Source organism: Pricia mediterranea (assembly GCF_032248455.1).
Taxonomy (GTDB): domain Bacteria; phylum Bacteroidota; class Bacteroidia; order Flavobacteriales; family Flavobacteriaceae; genus Pricia; species Pricia mediterranea.
Genome location: NZ_JAVTTP010000001.1, coordinates 2,297,857 through 2,319,088, shown reverse-complemented (window position 1 = coordinate 2,319,088; position 21,232 = coordinate 2,297,857). Strand labels below are relative to the sequence as shown.

The window sequence follows — 21,232 nt, the reverse complement described above, 5'->3', positions numbered from 1 at the left end:
TTTTAAAGTTATAAATGGTTTTCTGTTGCTGAAATGTTCTGAAAATTTTCCGTGCTCTTCAAACATCAAATGGCAATATACTTGAAATAATGCTGTAAGGTTGCCCTAATCAAAGTAAATATTGACACAAGCGATTAATTTAATCAAAGCCGTCTTTTGAGGCCATTGTTAGAAGCGTTTTTCCCTAAGCGGGGGATAAGTTTGTGAACATCTAAAAACTACGCGAAAAGGGCTTATTTCGAGCTATAATCAATAAACAAATTCTATTTATACCGACTAATCAATAGTTATTTGTTATTTTCCAGTTTAGCCCATGTATCCCGTAATCCCACAGTGCGATTAAAAATTATTTTTTCTTCGGATGAATCGGGATCCACACAAAAATAACCTAAGCGCTGGAATTGGACGCGGTCTCCAACTACGGCATTTGCAACACCGGGCTCAGCGTATCCCTTTACTACATCCAATGAATCCGGGTTGATAAGCTCCATAAAACTTTTGTCCTTGTGCGTATCGGGACTTTCATCGGTGAACAATCGGTCGTATAATCGAACTTCGGTCTCCACGGCGTGCGGAATCGAGACCCAATGCAGGGTTCCCTTTACCTTCCGTTTGCTTTCCTCTGTTCCGCTACCGCTTTTACTCTTAGGATCATAAGTACACTGAACTTCCGTGATATCCCCATCGGCATCTTTGGTGCAGCTCTCGGCCTTGATGATGTAGGCGGACTTCAAACGAACTTCCTTTCCTAACTTTAAGCGAAAGTATTTTCGATTCGCCTCTTCCCTAAAATCGGCCCTTTCAATATAGATTTCCCTAGAAAAAGGGATTCTACGGGTACCAGCGGACTCATCTTCAGGATTGTTCTCGGTTTCCAGCCACTCTTCCTCCCCCTCGGGATAGTTCGTGATGACCACCTTTAAGGGGTCGAGAACGCCCATCACCCGGGGTGCTATTTTATTGAGGTGTTCCCGTACGTGAAACTCCAAAAGGGAGACATCGACCAAGTTTTCCCGCTTGGCGATGCCCACCGTATCCGCAAAGTTGCGAATCGCTTCCGGGGTATAGCCCCTTCTCCGCATCCCGGATATTGTTGGCATTCGGGGGTCGTCCCATCCATCGACGACTCCCTGCTCGACCAGTTGAAGCAGTTTGCGTTTACTCACTACCGTGTGGCTTAGGTTCCTTCTTGCAAACTCTCGCTGCTTGGGCCGCAATTTTCCGGAATCTACCACTTGGTCTAAAAACCAATCGTACAGCTCCCGATGCATCGCAAATTCCAAGGTACACAGCGAATGGGAAACCTGTTCGATGTAGTCGCTCTCCCCATGTGTCCAATCGTACATCGGATAAATACACCAATCGGTATCGGTGCGATGGTGCGCTTTATGCAGCACACGGTACATTATGGGATCGCGCATGAGCATGTTCTGCGCCGCCATATCAATCTTGGCCCGGAGCACGTGCGAGCCTTCTTCGAAATTTCCCTCTTTCATCCCTTGAAAAAGTTCCAAATTTTCATCGACGGAACGATTTCTATAGGGGCTTTCCGTGCCGGGCTCATAAGGGGTCCCTTTTTGGGCGGCCATTTCCTCGGAGGATTGACTATCGACGTAGGCTTTACCCTCCTTGATCAAGAGCACCGCCCAATCGTAAAGTTGCTGAAAATAATCCGATGCATACCGCTCGGTATCCCACGAAAATCCCAACCATTCCACATCCCGCTTAATGGCTTCTACATAAGACTTCTCTTCCTTTATCGGATTGGTATCGTCAAAGCGTAGGTTGACAGGGGCGTTGTAACGCTCGCCCAGTCCAAAATTAAGACAGATGGAACTGGCGTGCCCGATATGCAAGTACCCGTTCGGCTCGGGCGGAAAACGAAACCGCAGGTCCGAACGGGAGTAGCCCTGTTTCAGGTCTTCCTCTACAATATGTTCAATAAAGTTCAATGATTCCCCGGTTTCGGCCATAGCGTGCTATTTTTTAAGGTTCGCAAAGGTACGGAAAATGGAAGAATTTGGCTTTTTTACAGATGCTTTTCATACAAATAACCTGATTTCACAACACTTTTACCCCATGCCACAACATTAAATTTTGTAAGCCTGCCATATATACCATATTTGCTTATGTATAGTCCCGTTTTTCCGAATCCCAAATCCGGAAAAGCTTGTAGTAACCCAAAAACTACGCCTACTTATGAAAGCAAAACTACTTCAGACCGCCCCTGGATTTCTAATACTAATCTTATTTTTCGGCACAGCACAGGTTTCGGCCCAATTGACAATTTTGGCACCTGAGCCTGCGGAGAATCCCAATATATCATGTTCGAGTCCCCCTTGCGAATGGGACAGGGTGTGCGCCGGGAACAACAACGACTTTAACCAATATTATGCGGCCGTAAATTTTGCCGGCACGCCCAACAGTGACAATGAGTGGATTCTAGAACTATCAGATGCTAACGGAAATTTCGCCAACGCCGTGGAGATCGCCCGCGAATCGAGCAATACCACGGTAAGGAATCCCGGCTTTGAATTTGCCATTCCTACCGATACCAGGGGCGACGGGTATAAAATGCGGGTGAGAAGCACGAGTCCCGCTACCACGGGGCTAGAGACTTCGGACGCCTATAGCTTTTATTATATGGACTTCACCTCCGCCCTCGCTATAAGTAAGGACGGAGACGGGGAAGTGGGTGCAGTCTGTAGCAGTACCAATAGTGTTCGCTTGGAAGTGCACAATCTGCCCGCTCCGGAAACCTATCAGTACAATTGGTATCGCAGCGGCACCCTGCTTCCCACCCGCACCTATTTTCTTGACGCGACCCAAGACGGGTTCTATACGGTACAGATCGATTATGGGGCCTGCTCCGGTAGCGGCACCACGGATTCGAACGGCACCCAAGTGACCCTCAACGCATCGGGACAGGGGGTCGCCATCTCAGCTCCCTCTACAACGGGACTTTGTTCTGGGGAAGCCGAAACCCTGAGTATCGATACCACGGACCCAAGTTGGGCATATCAGTGGTATAAAAACGGTACGAGCATTCCCGGAGCGATCGGCACTTCTTATACAGTAAACGGAAGCACGGCGGACTTCGAGGGAGACTATCAGGTAGAAATCTCGGGTACGGGCGTATGTACCGAACGTTCCCCGGCCGTTACGATAACCAATGCGGGCGAATTTACGGTGACAAGGAACAATGCCCCGAATATGGTTGTCCTGCCCTCGGAGAACAAAACCCTTTCCGTGACTACCGATGCCGTATCGCCCACGTACCAATGGTACAGGAACACCACGGCCATCCCGTCTTCCGACAGCAACACCCTCAGCGTTACCCAGGCCGGCACCTATTACGCGGCGGTCACTTCCAGCGGAACCTGCAGCACCACCATCGCCTCGGAAACCACCGAAGTGGTAAGTCCGAACGCCTTCCGGTTTGAAATCGATTATGGAACCGCTTATACCGCCTGCAACAATTCAAGTATCGTATTGGAAGTCGATAAAGTGTATGCGGAACTATCGGATGGCAATGAAATCGACGTCACCGAAGATGCCGCCTCAACCTTTGCCTATACATGGGAAAAAGACGGCACGGATATTCCGGGGGAGACCGCTCAAAGCATCAGCCTCACCTCAAACAATGAAAACGGAAATTACGTAGTAAAAGGAAGCTTTGGGAGTTATACGGCTGCTTCGAACCCTCTTCCGGTTCAGCTTGGCAGTAGCGAAAACCTAGTTATTTCCAGTACCAGTACGATATACTGTAGTGCTTCGGATAGCATAACCCTGAGTACGGAAACAGTGTTAACAGGAGAGACTTTCGCGTGGGAGCGGAACGGCGTTTCGGTCAATACCACGGATACCGAGTTCGTTGCCACCCAACCGGGCATATACCGATTAATCATCGAAAAGGGAGATTGCCCGATAACGTCGAACACCATCACTATTGCGCCATTGGATCCGGACTTGATCAGTCTGAATACCGACGGAGACGTTATTTTTCCTGAGGGAAGCTCGAAAACCATCACCGCCGGTGGTGGAACCGCATACCGGTGGTTTGACGCCGATCAGACGGAAATAGCTACCGGAGCATCGATCACTTTTACCGAAGAAGGAAACTACCTGCTCATTGCAAATATCGACAATTGTGAGGTCAGCAGACCCATCAAGGTAAGCTATCTCGAAATGTTCAATATTCCGAACGTTATTACCCCCAATGGCGACGGATCAAACGACCAGTGGGTAATTCCGAACTCCTATTCCAACAAATCGGATGTAAGCGTGATTATTTACAATGCAAAAGGTGCGGAAATAATGAACGCCACCAACTATCAGAACAACTGGCCGGAGTCTTCCACCTCGTTTTCCAAGCAGAACATGGTCTTCTACTATGTCATCAAAAATGCCGTTGAAACCTTGAAACAGGGTACTATAACCGTCATCAGATAAAGCCGTCATGAAATTTGTCAAACATATCGCTTTATTCCTCATTGCCGTGTTGACGTTAACGGGTGTTCAGGCCCAGGAAGACGACCCAATCTTGCTGTACAGTCCCGCTTCCCAGAACCTGTTGAAGTTCAACCGGTTTTTGATCAACCCCACCTTTTCCACGGTCCAGGAAGATAAGTCGTACGTCAATCTATTGCACCGAAACCAATCGGTACAATTTCAGGACAACGATCAGACCTACTTTCTGAGCTATAGCGGTAGGGTTGGAGATCGTAGCGGATTGGGCCTAAGTGCCTACACCCAAAAACTAGGTCCGATTTCAAATATCGGAGTGCTGGCCAACTATGCCTACGGCATTAAACTAAGCGAAAAAAGTAATTTTACCTTCGGAGCCAACTTGGCCTATTATAGTACCGGATTGGACCGGAACAGCGTCGATGTCATCGATTCCGACGATTTCCGCTTGAACGGTACCGAAGACAGCAACGTATTCTCTTTTCAACCCGGTTTCAACCTGTCTTTCGGGCAGTTCGATTTTGGGATCTTCGCCGAAAACCTGTTCGATTATAACCTGAAGACCAGCAAGTCATTGACCGAGTTCGGCGATAAGACCTATTCGGGGCATTTGCAATATACCTATCCGTTTCAAAACGGGGACGGTATTATGGAAGGCAGTCGCCTGATGCCGTTGGCCCGGGTGCGTATGAACGGACAAAACCGTTTTGCTACAGAAACAGAAACATCAAAGGAAATCTCCTTTGGGGGCGGAATGATTTTAGACCTGCCCAAGCTTGGCTGGCTTCAGGGAGGCTATGACACTTTCTATGGGGCATCCGCAGGGGCCGGATTCAACATCAACCGCAGACTTTCCCTTGGATATACCATGGAAAAAGGACTTTCCACCGACTTCAACAACCTGGGAATTACCCACGAAATATCCTTTGCGTATTCCTTTACCCCGAACCTTACCGAAGACCGGGTAATGTTGGAGGATGGCTTTGAGGATTCGCTGGCAGATGCCGAGGAAGAAGAAGCATCCGACACATACGATTTGGCCGCCCAGGAAGAAATCGCCGAACTAAGAAGGAAACTGGCCGAGAACGATGCCATCATTCAAGAGCTGATGTTCCGTCAGGATTCCATGGAAAACGGTCGTCAGAAAGACCTGGAACGCCGTTTTAATATGGTCATGAACATGGTCCGGAACGAGACCAACGGCAAACGTCCGGAAATCATAAGGGAAGCTGAAAATTTGTTTTTGGGAGACCGGGAACGCCCCGCCCTGGCCACTTCTAACCCTGGCAACGACGGCAACTCCGCAACCGGTACGATCACTACGGGGAAAAATACATTGACCTCGGCTACGGCGGCACGAAACCGCCCGACCGTGGCCAAGGACAAAATCCAGAATAAAAACACCTCCGCTATCGTCGCTACCCATAATCAAGCCGAAACCGATGACTTCGCACAGACCGCAAAGCGAAACAAGGTCAAGGGCCGAAAATTCCGAGATCTCGACGGGGTTAAAGACGGGTATTACGTGGTCGCCAATGTGTACAAAGGTGGCAAGTACATGGAAAAGTTCATCAACGACATGTACAACCAAGGTTTTAGTCCCGATTATGTCGATAACCCGAATAATGGATTGAAATACGTGTATCTAAAACGCTACGATACTTGGCAAGACGCCCTCGCCGCACATAAATCGAAAATGAACGGCGCCTATACCGATGACCTATGGATCATGAACGTCGACAACCGCTATACCAATGAGGCCTATGCTAACAATGTGGACAAGCTCAAGCAAAAATCAGCCAAGTACGAAACGAATGTCCTGCAGAAAAACGTGATCGTCAAAGACCGGGTTGCCGACAATGAACTTTCGGCCAAGTCCTATCAGATTGAGGGAATCGGGTCAGGATATTACATCATCGCAAACGTATTCGCCAATCCCAAAAACGCGAACCGCTTCGTCAAGCTTTTAAATTCCCACGGACTTAGCGCAGGCTATTTTATCAACCCAGAAAACAACTGGAGGTACGTCTACCTGAAAAAACACGCCTCTTGGAACAGTGCCCTACTCTCTTACTACACCAACCTGAACGACTCGTATTCCGAAAAAATGTGGATTATGCGGGTCAGACCTAACCAGCTGGCATGACTATGCGACTGATCAAACCTACCCACTTTCAACGCCTGTTGTTTTTTATCCTGTTTATAAACGGGCTATGTATGTCCGCACAGGAATACGTTCCCTTTGAGCCAAGATTAGATGGCGACAACATCAAAATAAGGGGCGATATCATCTTTGTGGGCAACAACATCCTTAACCGTCAAACGAACGCTGTAGATGCCAATGTTCCGTATAACGATAATGCGAACAACAACAATCAAAGAATGGAGTACATCGACATCGACGGCGACCCCTCGACCTTTAGCTCCAGCAGTGCGGAACTGAACGTGGCGGATCCCAGTTGTTCGCAAGTGCGGTATGCAGGGCTGTATTGGGCGAGTACGTATTCGACCGATAGGAGTACCGCAGATAATGAGCCTTTTACCGGCACACCGAGGGATGAACGCTGGAACGAAATTAAGTTTAAAATTCCCGGAGGGAATTATGTCGATTTAGTGGCGGACAACAACCCCGACGCCCCCGGACAGGAAGACGATATTATTACCAACGGATATCGGCCCGCCGATCCCAGCAGGTTCATTAAGGATGCGCCCGTAATTTGTTACAAAAACGTCACCAATCTGGTGCGTAGCAACGTCAATCCCAACGGGGAATATACCGTAGCCAATGTTCGCGCAACCAAAGGAAAACGAAACGGAGGGAGCTCCGCCGGATGGGTGTTGATCATTATCTACGAAAACCCCAATGAATCTGGCAAGTTTATTTCGACTTTCGATGGATATGCTGGAGTATCAGGGTCATCGGGTAACATCGATGTAGCCGTCAACGGTTTCCGAACCTTGCCCACGCCTTTTCCGGTCAGGGCCAGAATCGGAGTAGGTGCCTTGGAAGGAGATCGCAGCATCAACGGAGATCAATTCAGAATCAGGGCAAATTCCGTTACCGGAGGTTTTACCCAATTGGAGACGGGCAACAATCTTAAAAACAACTTCTTTAATTCTAGCATTACTACCAATGGAAACCAAGTCCCGACCCGTACGCCCTATGGTACCAACACGCTAGGCACGGACCTCGACCTTTTTAACTTGAACAATCCCAACGAATCCGTTTTGCCCAATGATGAAACGGGGGCAACGTTGCGGTTTACCTCCAGTGGGGACGGTTATGGCCCATTTCTGGCCGCTTTCGCCGTAGAAATTATCGAACCCAACATCGTTTTAGAAAAACGGGTGGAGGATATTGCCGGGAACGACATCACCAATGCCGGCGTCAACCTCGGTCAGACCTTGGATTATGTGCTCTCTTTTAGAAATTTAGGGAACGATGACGCCGTCAACTACAGCATTCGCGATGTGCTGCCGACCAATACCAGCTACGTGAGCGTTGACCTATCGGGGGCGCCGGGAGTTACGGCCACCTACGATACCGCAACCAATGAAGTTGATTTTGACGTGCCCGATAATCGAGTCGAGATCGGTGATCCGAAATATACGATACGTCTTCGGGTGCAGGTCGCCTCGAATTGCTTTGATTTTGTCGATGCCTGCTCCGACCGAATCCAAAATTTGGCCTATTCTACCTATCAAGGCGATATTAACAGTGCGGTGATTACCGATGACCCCAGCGTATCCGATTTCGACAATTGCGGGTTCGTAACGCCAGGGGCCACCAATTTTTTATTGGATGATTTGGCGGATTGCAATTTTACCCGAACCGTGCAACTATGTGGAGCCAACGCGGTCCTCGATGCCGGTGACGGTTTCGACGCTTACGAATGGTACCGCGATGTAAACGCTAATGGCGAGATAGATAACGGTATAGATACGCCCGTGAACGATGGTGACCCCGATAACGACCCCAGTACGCTCTTGGTAGATGACATCGGAACGTATATCGTCGATAAAATTGTCGCCGACCCCTGTAAGGGCTTTAAGGAAATCATTACCGTTGAACGCTTCGGAAGTACCCAGACCAACCCTATAATCGATTATTTTAACGATTTAAACGGCGATGCCGACCCTACCAATGACATTCAGGGAGAACTGGTGACCTGTAGCGTGGATGGCGACACGATGCCCAAAATTTTTCTTTGCGGCGCGAATCAATCGCAAGAGATGCAGATCAACATTACCGATGCCCAAAGCCTGATATGGGAACGCCTCGATGAAGCTACGATCGGGGCAGGCGGATGTACCGCTGCCCCGAACGACTGCTCCAACAAAAATCCGAGCTGTGGCTGGAATGAAGTGGCCTCCGGAAACAATTATACGGTCAATACCGCAGGACAATACCGATTGGTCATCAACTATACCAACGGATGCTTCAGCAGGTTCTATTTCGACGTCTTCCAGAACAATCTGGATATTGAATACAACCAGCGGGATATCATCTGTACCCGTGACGGGCGTATCCGGATTACGAATCTCGGCAGCAATTACGGCTACCAACTGGTCGATCATGCCAATAACTCCATCTTGGTACCTTTCAGTGCCGGACACGGACCAGCTTTCGATTTCGGTTCCGGAGAAAACGGCTCTTACCGGGTAGAGGTAGTACAATTGGACGGCACCGGTACGCCCGTTCCAGGAGCCTGTATCTTCAGTACGGAGCCTATTGGTATCCGCGATCGTGACTTTCAGGTGGATATAACTACCACTCCGGCGAACTGTAATGCCCAGGGCAGCATACAAATTGACGTACTGAACGTCAGACCCGACTATACCTATGTGCTTCGCCGGTCCGACGGCACCTTGATCGACGATGAAACGGCGCAACCTGACAATACCCACACCTTTACGGTAAACCAGGGCGACTATATCGTGGAGACCAGTACGGAAGATGGATGTATCGATACTCAAAACATTACGGTCGGCAGAACGCCGAACCCCACCCTTTCGGCCGTCACCACCGCTAATATCGGATGTTCCGCCGGCACCATCGAACTGACCCGTACGGGTGGATTAGGGAATCCTGATTTCCTCTATGCCATATGGAGCAAGGACGGAACAGCCCTGTACCCCAACATTGCCGCGATTCCCGCCGACCAATATCAGGTAGGCAATACCTTTAATTTCGGATGGCGCGACGATGACGGTAACGGTACAGAGGAGTATATTCCCAATGACGATGGCACCTACGAGTTCGTCATCATCGATGCCAACAACTGTCATGCCTTTTCGAACCCGGTGACCATTAATGACAATGGGGCAACGACCATCGATTCGATTACGGAGACCCAACCTTCCTGTAGCGGCGATACTGATGGAGCCTTGACCATTAACGTATCCGGAGGGGTAGGCCCGTATCAATACAGTATCGACAACGGTACTACCTACCAAAGCACCCCAAATTTTGTCAATTTAGGCACCGGCACTTACGAAATTATGGTGATGGATGCTTCCGGTTGCGATGTATCCCAGACCTATAGTTTATCCGAACCTTTTCCTTTGAGTGCATCCGCAGGGGTATCCCGTGACGCCACCTGTGACCCGAACGGGGCCGAGGTTCGGATTACCAATGTCGTAGGTGGAAACGGAACGTATCAGTACAGTTTTGACGGCGGGGCCACTTACGGTGGGTCAACCATCGCAGTGCTTCCTCCGGGCGACTATACCGTTGTCGTGAGCGACGCTTCCTGCGAGTTCCCAATGGCCGTTACCGTTGAAGACCTTCCCGACGAACCCACTGTAACCCTTACCCCCGAGGTCAGTTACCTTTGCGATGGTAGTGCAGTTGTAACGGCTACCCCCGATATACCCAGCTATAATTATACCTATTATTTGGATGGGGTCATTAACTCCCCGGATCCGACCAGCAATATATTTCCAAACGTTCCCCCGGGAACTTATACGGTCAGCACCAGATATACCTCATCGACCCCCCCGACGCCGAGTTTGTTGTTGCAGGAAGATTTCGGATATGGCAGTACCATTCCCAACCCGAACACCTCCGGCTATTTCTACGAAAATCAGCAAGACGATACCTCCCCGAGTGGTGCGCCCATTGACAATGGAAGGGCAATCAACGACTACGAATATGCGGTGACCTCTAACATCGAACGTCCTTTCGGGGCTTGGTTGAACCCAACGGACCATACTTCCGGGGACAAATCTACCCAAGGCAGGTACCTGGTCATTAATATCGGTGCACCTAATCCCGGGCAGATCATTTATCAAAAGCCGATCAACGATATTATCCATAACCAACCCATCGAAGTATCCCTATGGTTGATTAATCTGTTGCGCAGTGGCCGAAATGGGGTCGAGCCTGACCTCACCATAGAACTCCGTGATCCCGGCGCCGGGGTCGTTGTAGCCTCGTCCAATACAGGGGCGGTGCCTGAAAACAATAATTGGAACGAATATGAACTGTCGTTGAACCCCGGGGCCAATTCTTCGCTGGACCTGGTCATCACCACCAACGAAAGCGAAGTCAACGGTAACGATGTTGCTATCGACGATATTACCGTGTACCAAGTTCCCGAAGTCTGCGAACTCAGTGTAGAAACCCCGGTAACCGTAGAAGCGGCGCGTGTCTTTTCCGCCAATGTTACGGCTACCTCGAACGCCAGCTGTAACGGCGCAAGCGATGCCACGATTACTTTCGAAGTCGAGAACTTTGATACTGCGGCCGGTTTTGATTATTCGTTGGATGGAGGCTCAACTTGGAGCAATTCCACCAGTTCTCCCGTTACCACTAGCACACCAATCGGTGCCGGTATCCAGCGTATCGATATCCGAAGAGCGGACGAGCACAGCTGTACCGCTTTTGTTGAGGAGACCATTACCGAACCAAGCACCCTGGTGGCGGATGCCAATATTACTACCTCTTACACCTGTGCCAACGGTGGGGCGACCATTACCGCCAGTGTCAGCGGCGGTACTCCCAATTACGAATACCAATTGGAAGACGATGCCGGAAGCGTGATTGGAAGTTTCGACTATGCGACCAACGGCAACAATACCGTGTTTGGGGGACTGCTCCCCGGCGACTATATCGTTCGGGTACGCGACCACAACAACTGTGAAGATGCTATCGATACCGCTTTACCGGTTGCGGATACCAATCCGGTAACTTTTGACCTAGACCCGACCGCCTGTTATTCCGGTGGAAGCTCGGCCACTATTCGGGCAGATGTTACCAATGGCAACAATGACTATACCTTTAGCCTCAACGGTGGACCTTGGATCACCCCCAGTCCGGCTTCCGCCACATCGCATACTTTTAGCGGATTGGCCAATGGCACCTATACCATCAATGTTCGGGATGGTGCGGGCTGCGTCGGAGCTGCCCAAACCATTACTATCGACCCCCAGTTGACGGTTACGGCATCTGCCCCTAACATTACTGCATGCGCTACGGATACCGATATTACGGTTTCCGCTGCAGGCGGGGACACCAATTATGTCTATGCCGTGGTCAACAACGGTGCCGCCGTCGTCGATGGTGATTTTAGTACCGCAAACCCGGTTACGGTTTCCGCGGCAGGTGATTATGACATCTATGTTCGCGATAATAACGGTGGAACCGGCCCTTCGGATTACTGCCAGGCGATGTACCCCCTGACCGTAGTCCAGGATGCCCCGATAACCAGCACGGTTACCCCGACCGATGTGACCTGCTTCGGCGGTTCCAATGGTGCCATTTCCATTACGGTGGATTCCGGGGGAAGCGGTCCGTTTACCTACAGTATCGACAATGGGGCAACCTTTTTTACCGGAAGCTCTTTCCCCAACCTCTCTGCGGGATCCTATCCTGTTATCGTTCGTGATGCCAACAATTGTGAGACCCTACCTCAGGATGTCGACGTGGACGAGCCTGCGATTCTGGATGCCGATACCGATCTGACCCAAAACTACACCTGTACCCAGCTGGGCGAAATCACCGTAGGCGGAACGACTCTGACCGGAGGCACCGGCAACTACCAGTTCAGCATCAACGGCGGTACCTGGACGGCCGCTACCACCTCGGCCCATACCTTTACAGACCTGACCGACGGCACCTACATCATTCGTGTCCGCGACGCCAATGCGCCCGGATGTAGCGTCAACCTTCCGAATGCCATCATCGATCCCCTGCCCACGGAGCCGACCCTGGCCACGACGGTGGACTACAATTGCGACGGCAGTGGAAACATTAACGTAACACCTTACGATGCGACCTACACCTACAGTTTAAACGGTGCGCCCGCCGTATCCGGCCCCGGGGCCAACGTATTCAACAACGTGGCTGTAGGCAGCCATAGCATTACAGTTGACTACGGAAGAAACTGTACGGTTGACCTAACCGCTATCGTGGCTGACGGCAACGCCTTTGAAGCCTCGATTACTGCCTCCGAAAATTTAGACTGTCATAATGATGGAACCGGAACGATTACCATCGACGCCGATAACTATGGTGCTGGCGGCTACGAATACAGCCTTGACGGCGGGACTACTTTTGTCGGACCGTTTACTGCGCCCGAACAAATTACCGGTCTGGCCGCACAAGCCTATTCCATCGAGGTCCGTGATGTCGATAACGCGGTCTTGGGCACGCCACTTGGCGGATGTGTCGTTACCCTGAACCGAACCTTGACAGAACCTACAGTGGTGGTCGCTTCGGCCAGTGTAACCGATGAGCTGACCTGTACCAACGGCGGCGCGACCATTACCGCCAGCGGGACAGGAGGCACACCGACCTACGAATTCCAATTGGAGGATACCGGCGGAACCCCCATCGCATCCTACGACTTTGCAACAAACGGAACAAATACTGTATTTACGGGACTTCCCGCCGGCGATTATATCGTACGTACCCGGGATATTAACGGGTGTGGAGATGAAATCGATAGCCCCCTTACCGTGGTCCCAACGGATGCCGTTGCCTTTGATGTCGTCCCGACCGTATGTTACTCCGGAGCCAACGATGGAAGCATCCAGGTAAACGTAACTGGCGGGAACGGAAACTATCAATTCAGGATCGATGGCGGTCCTTGGATGATCCCGTCCCCTGTTTCAAATACCACCTATACTTTTAACAATCTTTCGGACGGCACCTACAATATCGAGGTCCGGGATTCCTTTGGATGTCCCGCACCCCTACCGGCACCGACACCCGCGACCATTGCCCCGCAACTTGTCGCTTCGGTCGATGTGACCGATATCAGCGCCTGTAACGACGGACAGATTACCATAAACGCGACCGGAGGAAACGGAACTTTGGTCTATGCCATTGTACCTGCCAGTACGAGCCCCTCTGGCCTTTATACCACAACGAATTCACTGACAGTAACCAATGCAATGGCCACGGCCAATCCGGCAGGTTACGATGTCTATGTGCTTGACGATAATGGCTCCGGTACCTGCTCGTTTTTACAGGAAGATATCATCCTGACTCCAGTCGCCCCGTTAACGGCCAGCGGCACCCCGACCAACCCGGAATGCTACAATGGCCTTGGTTCCATCGATGCTACGGTAGGTGGCGGAACTGCGCCTTTTACCTATAGCCTGACGGACCTGTCCCCCGCCGACAGTATAGATTACAGTAGCACTCTTACCAATGTATTTGCGTCATCTACGCCGTTCAACGGCATAGGTGTTGGCGATTATGAGGTTACGATTACGGATACGAACGGCTGTACGATTACCTCATCGACTATCACCGTCAACAATGCCACCGAAATTACTGCCGATATCCTGCCGATATTGCCTTCAACCTGCAATGACCCGGATATTAACGAATATGGATTTGAATTCGATACTGTCGTAACCCCGACTGGTACGGTCGAATACAGTGCTGATGGTGGCAGTTCTTGGCAAGCTTCGAACGAATTGCGGGGCTATGCTTCCGGTACAGAGGTTTTTCCATCGATTCGGGTGACATTGGCGAGCGGTACGGTCTGCCAAAGGGACTTTGACCGATATGTCATTGAATATCCGTTGGATGATCTGGATATCACCATCAATCCCATTATTTACAACTGCAACGACCTACAAGTAACCGTTCAAGGTAGTGAGGGAGACGGTATTTCCATGGGCGGATATCGCTATACCTACTCCGATGATCCCGCAAATTTTGCCTCCTCGACCCCGGTATGGACCGGCTATATCCCGGCAGGGACCCCGCATACCTTTGCGAATATCGATCCGACGACCCCTCCGACCCCTGGACTTCCGCTTTTGGTTCCCGGAAGAACCTATGTGTTCTATGTCCAGGATGGCTCCGGCTGTATTCGACAGAGCAACGTTAATGTCAACGAGGTTGTGACCAACATTCCTATTGAAATAACCCCCGATGTTACACCAAGTTGTGACGGAGCGGCCAACGGATCCATAACCTTCGAGCTAAACCCCGACACTGCCTATCCTAACATGCGGTGGGAGCTTTACGAAGTGGGCAATGCAACAGCAATTCAAACCAGTGGTGGCAATGTGATCTACAACGATACCATTTCGACAACCGTACCGCTGGATGAAGGAGATTACTATCTCGATGTTATTCAGGTGGACGGTACAAACACCGATGCCTGTAGGGGTGCCAGTGAAAACGTCTATGTACCCGAACTACCACCGTTGACTGCATCTGCGGTCGCAACTGGCGACATATCCTGTAGCTTGCCCGGTCTGATTACCATAGAAAATATCACGGGCGGTGGTGGAGCACCCTATACTTTTGAAGTGACGGGCCCAAGCGGATTTACTGCCTTGACGGGACTGAACACCAATCCGATTCAAATTCCGGTAAATTCCCCCGCAGGAAACTATATCGTAACCGTAAACGACCAGTACGGCTGTCCGGTTACCCTTGCACCGGTAGCACTGGGCCTAACGCCCAATCCGACCATTACTTCAGTGGTTCAGGACAACTGTAGCGCACCCATCAGCCTAACAGTAACGGGCAATTCGGCAGCCGGAAATATTCGCTATGCATTGGTTCCCGCGGGAGACCCGGTTCCGACATCCTATCTCGATAATGGCGGAGTCTTCAACAATGTGGCCGCCAGTTCCTATGATGTGTATGTGATGGACGGAAATGGCTGTTCCAGCGTACAGACAGCATTTGATGTACACCCCGTTCTCACGGCAAGGGCCGCGCTTACAAAAACATTGGATTGTACTGGTTCGCCGGATGCGACAATCGAAATCGAAGCTTTGACGGGATCTGGCAGCTATGAGTATTCCATAACCAATACCGCCGGGGCACCTGCAGTAGCGCGCACTGCGATTACAACCAATCCCTTCGATCACCAAGCGCCTTTGGCAGGGGATTACACCATTATCATATACGATACGAATACGCCCGACAACCCCAGCTGTAATAGGGAATTTACGGTAAACGTTCCCGCCAGATTGCAGCCGGTAGTGGAAAATATAACCACAACGGACATTACCTGTCATGGTGACAACAATGGCACTGTCACTATCTCCGCTGAAGACAACGGCATCGGTCCGTTCACCTTTGAAATCACTTCTATGGATGGGGCCGCGACCAACATCGCCCCGACCAGTTGGACGAACACTTCGGCCAGCTTTACCGGATTGGTACCGACCAACACGGCAGCCGGCTATGTAGTTACCATTACCGGAAACGCCAGCAACGGATGTACTACCAATAGTGGCCCTATTACTATTGTAGAGCCCGCTGCAATTAATGTTCCTCCGCCTGCGGTTGCCGAATTCGGCTGTACCATAGGAAATAATCTCGACAATGCAACTATTACGGTTAATCCAACGGGTGGTTCAGGAAACTTTGTACGATACTTATTTACAAATACAGTTACATCGACCACCGTTCAGGACGGTTCCAGCAACATTTATATGGAGACCAATGTTTCGGGCGGCACTTATGATATTACGGTCTACGATGATACCGGATGTTCGCAAACAACGAGCGCCACTATTGCGCCGTTTGCGGCACTAACCGGAATAACTGCCGCACCTACAGTCCCATCATGTGTCCCCGGTGCCGATGGACAAGTGCAGGTAGATGCAACCTTCAATCCCGGTATCGGCACAAACAACATTCAGTACGATATTGTTGGTCTGGATGTAGTGCATAACGACACTTTTACCGGAAATGTAGCTACGCATACTTTTATAGGCTTGGATATTGGTACCTATGAAGTAACGGCTACCAATACAACTACCGGTTGTTTCCTTCAAACTGCGGTGGAAGTAACAGACCCGAACACCTTTACCATTAATACCAACATAGTAAATAATGTGGTATGCTTTGGAACCAACACCGGTGCCATAACCTTCTCTATGGTAGATGCTACCTATACTGGTGGATTTGATTATCAGGTATTTGAGCAGGTTACCAATAATCCAGTAACGACCATTGCCAATCATGGCAACCTTGGGCCTACGCCGGTTGTAAACTTGCCTGCCGGAGATTTCTATGTAGCCATTACACAAGATGGTGCACCTGCATGTACAAATCAGCAAAATTTTAGTGTCGCCGGACCGAGTGCCGCAATTACAGCGAACACGCAAGTCGATCCGATAACCTGTGTCGGTAACGATGGTGTCATCGAAATCACCAATGTACTCGGTGGATGGGGCGGTTACGAATACTATGTCGGTACCCTTGCACCTACCGTCGCCACGGACTATGATCCTTCGCCCAGATTCGATGCTCTTTCTCCCGGAACCTATGAGTCCTGGGTCATCGACCAAAACGGTTGCCAGACTCAAATACAGAGCGGCATCGTCTTGGCCGACCCAATCCCGATCAGCGCGAACCTACAGATCAACCAAGCCAACTGTACTAATTTCGAAGGGGAAATTGAAGTCTCCCTTCCGACCGGCGGACAGGGCAGTAACTATACCTATCAATTGATCAGGGACGGAGCAGACATTCGTGCCCCACAGAACTCCCGAATATTTTCCGGATTGGATGCAGGTGATTATCAGGTGCGGATTACCGACCAGTGGACGTGTACTTTCATGACATCCCCCGCAGAAATCATCTACGAGCCTATCGTACCTACAACGACGGTAGACAAGACCATTGATTGTTCCGTTACGCCCGGTGGAGATATTACTGTAACACAAACGGGAGGTTCCGGTACTTTCGATTATGAAGTAAGGTACCCTGGCACCCTTCCGACCGATCCGGCGGACGATACCAGTATGGCTGCCGCTTCGGCAACCTTTACCGGTCTTACCCAAGTGGGTAACTACGTATTTACCATTACCGACACAGCTACGGGACACGCTTGCAGTACCACCATCGCACAACGTCTTGAAACCGCTGTTATACCGGTTCTTTCTGTGGATGACTTTACCGACGTTACCTGTAACGGTGCCGATGACGGAACAATATCCGTAAGTGTATCCGACAATGGAGTGGGACCCTATACCTTTGAAATTATCTCAGGGGATGGAAGTTCCACGAGTTCACCGATACTACCCGCCTCCACCACCAATACCACGGCGACGTTTACCGGATTGAGAGGTACGCTTGCAGGAATTGCCTATACCGTTCGTGCAACGGGAATAAATTCTTGCTCCACAGATATTACCCAACAGATCGTACAGCCGGATGCCATTGCCAATGTCAATGCTACGGTTACGGAATTCGGATGTAGCGCTGGCAACAGTCCCGACAACGCGACCATCACTATCGATGACACGGTAATTACCGGCGGCTCCGGCACCTACGGACGCTATGAATTTATCAATATGACAACATCGACCGTAGTTCAGGACGGTGCGAACAATACCTACACGGAGACCAACGTCACCGGTGGCAACTATACCATCAACGTCTATGACGACAATGGATGTGTTGGCAGTACTACCGCCACAATCATTCCCTATGTCGAAATCAGCGATGCGCTAGTTACGACAACCCAAGAAGACGCCTGTACACCAGCGAACAGCGCAGAAATCACGGTTGGCGTGACGGTTACTCCGTCATCGGCTATACCCAATCTGGAATACACGGTAAACGGTATCAATGTTACCTATTCGCAGACCCGGACTTCAACAAACAATCCCGAATCATTTACCGGCCTAGGGTTTGGAAATTATCGGGTGTCCATTACCAATACGGATACAGGGTGTATCATAGAGACCGTCCATACCATCGACAACCCTGATACCATCGAGGCCATTGCGACCAAATTGACCGATGAGCTATGTCTCAACGACGGCACCGACGATGGCAGTTTCAGTGTCGCCATTAACAATTATACGGGCAACTACGACTATCAGGTCTTCGCCATTGCCGATACACCCATTGGCGGCGTAGTCTCGACCGATACTTCGACCCCGTTGATCATTTCGAACCTCCCCGGAGGCAGTTACTATATCCGGGTTACCGCGACCGATGCACCACAATGTGCGGACGGCTCCAACGTAATCACCATTAATGCCCCAAGCGACCCTATAACAGCAGATATTCGCGAGGAAGCCAACGTAACCTGTTCAAACGATCAGGGCAGAATCTTGGTCGACCCCACCGGAGGCGAAGGACCGTACACCATAACTATCGATGATTCCGGCACACAGAACTTTACCGAGACCAACGTAGAAGCCTTTATTTTCGAAGGATTATCCGCAGGTAGTTTCCATATCACCGTTACCGATGCACTTGGATGCGTGCTATCGGATAATATCGACCTCATCCGGCCCGACAATATTGTCCCCACCATCACCGCAACGCCTTTGGCATGTTTCGATGGGAACACCGCAACGGTATCCGCAACGCTAGCCCCAAGGACGAATCCGGTCGCCCCAAACTATGACTACCGGTTGAACCGCTACGACGACATGGCCGGCACCACCTTGCTACGGACCTCGGCCGCACAGTCCACAGCCACCTTTAACGGACTCGCAGCAGGGTTTTACAGCATTACTGTAAGCGACGACGTCAGCTGTTCCGAGGAGACGTCCATTATCGAAATCGTCAACCCCACCGAGGTACAAGCGGCCCTGATCAGAACGAGTCCCCTGACCTGTGCGACCGGTGTCGAACTCGAACTCAGCGCGACCGGAGGAAGCGGTACCTATGAATACAGTACGGACAATGCTACATGGAACCCCATGACCAGCAACAGCGTAAACCTTCCCTTAAGCGGGATGTTAAGTGCCGGCGTTTATCAATATTACGTCAGGGATGCCGCAAACGGATGTACTTCCGTACTCTCGAATTCCATCGAAGAAGATATCATCGAGCCTTTGGCCCTGACCGTCGACAAATCTGCAGCCGTCATCAATTGTAACGGCGACAATACGGCCATCATTTACGCCAGTGCGACGGGGGGACTCGGAAATTACGAGTACGCCTTGTACACCCATCCTTCCTTGACCTCGGCCTCTCTGGTAGCAGGTCCGCAACCAGACGGGGAGTTCGTGGGATTGACCGTGGGTACCTACTATGTAAACGTGACCAGCGGCAACGCAACGACAAGGGACTGTACGGCCCCGGCGGAAGAGGTCATCATTACCGAACCGGATCGGTTGACCTATACCGAAAGCGTCACCGACGCCACCTGTGCCGGAGAGAACGACGGTAGCATTACCGTAACATTATCCGGTGGGTCCGGGGGCTATCAATACGCCATTTCTCCGAACCTAAACCAGTTCGACGACGAAAATACCTTCGAAGACCTGGCTCCCGGAACCTACCGTGTTATCGCTCAAGACAGCAACGGATGTTTTGTGGAACTGGAATATACCATCGACGAGCCCGAGATGCTGGACATAACGGCCACAGTGCTTCCCGAAGTCTGTACCGGCGAGGAAAACGGCTCGATAGAACTGACCATTACCGGCGGCACCGCCCCCTATAGCACCCGGCTGAGCAGCGAGAGCAACTTCGTCCAGGACAGGACCATCCTGACGGATCTGGCATCCGGCGGCTATTTTGTCTTTGTCAGGGACGCCATGGGCTGTGAAGAAAATATCGCGGTTACCATCGATTCCGGTGTGGATCTTAATGCTACGGTAGAACCGGTCTATGGCTGCGAGGGGAACATCCCATCCAACTATATCAACATCGTACTTGAAGATGATAACGTTTCCGATGAGGTACTTTACGCCTTGGATTCCCAGGATCCTGCCGATATGCAGCTCAATCCGTTCTTTAGGGATATCGCTCCGGGAACGCATTACATCACCATCTCGCATGCCAACGGATGTATCTTGACCCATACTTTCGAAATCGATGATTACCAACCTTTGACGATCAGCGTCGAACAGAGCAACATCAACGAGCTGACCGCGACCGTTAACGGGGGTCGTGAAGACTATACGATCTACTTCGGCGACCACAACAACGGGTCGGATACTACCTATAGAATCAACCGAACCGATACCTACGTCGTGACCGTGGTCGATGAAAATGGATGTGAGGCGAGTGCCAATATCTTTATCGAGTTCATCGATATCGAGATTCCCAACTTCTTTACCCCGAACGGAGACGGCGAAAATCAAAATTGGAAACCGCGTAACGATGAGGGCTTCCCACAGATACTAACCATCATATTCGATCGTTATGGTAGGGAGGTATACCGAATGGGCCAGGGCGACAGCGGATGGGACGGTTTTTACCAACAGACCGAACTTCCGAGCGGCGATTACTGGTACATTATCAAACTCAACGGAGAAAATGATGAACGGGAGTTCGTCGGGCACTTTACCTTATATCGCTAAATCT

4 protein-coding genes are annotated in these 21,232 nt (G+C 50.7%); 3 read left to right on the top strand and 1 reads right to left on the bottom strand.

Annotated features, from left to right (window positions below; translation table 11 throughout):
• Nucleotides 1-287: 287 nt before the first annotated feature.
• The gene (locus RQM65_RS09520) at nucleotides 288-1,973 is read right to left on the bottom strand and encodes a glutamine--tRNA ligase/YqeY domain fusion protein (RefSeq protein WP_314014491.1); all 1,686 of its coding nucleotides are present in this window, start codon (nucleotides 1,971-1,973) and stop codon (nucleotides 288-290) included.
• 226 nt (nucleotides 1,974-2,199) lie between these two features.
• On the opposite strand from RQM65_RS09520, the gene RQM65_RS09515 reads away from it, so the two are divergent.
• The 3 genes from RQM65_RS09515 to RQM65_RS09505 are packed head-to-tail and all read left to right on the top strand — an operon-like array spanning nucleotide 2,200 to nucleotide 21,228.
• Nucleotides 2,200-4,452 carry a T9SS type B sorting domain-containing protein gene (locus RQM65_RS09515; RefSeq protein ID WP_314014489.1) on the top strand — a complete coding sequence of 751 codons (2,253 nt, stop codon included), beginning with the start codon at nucleotides 2,200-2,202 and terminating at the stop codon, nucleotides 4,450-4,452.
• 7 nt (nucleotides 4,453-4,459) lie between these two features.
• Nucleotides 4,460-6,613 (top strand): PorP/SprF family type IX secretion system membrane protein, encoded by a 2,154-nt coding sequence (locus tag RQM65_RS09510; RefSeq protein WP_314014487.1) that lies wholly within the window; start codon nucleotides 4,460-4,462, stop codon nucleotides 6,611-6,613.
• A 2-nt stretch (nucleotides 6,614-6,615) separates the two neighbouring features.
• Nucleotides 6,616-21,228 (top strand): T9SS type B sorting domain-containing protein, encoded by a 14,613-nt coding sequence (locus tag RQM65_RS09505; protein WP_314014485.1) that lies wholly within the window; start codon nucleotides 6,616-6,618, stop codon nucleotides 21,226-21,228.
• Nucleotides 21,229-21,232: the final 4 nt, after the last annotated feature.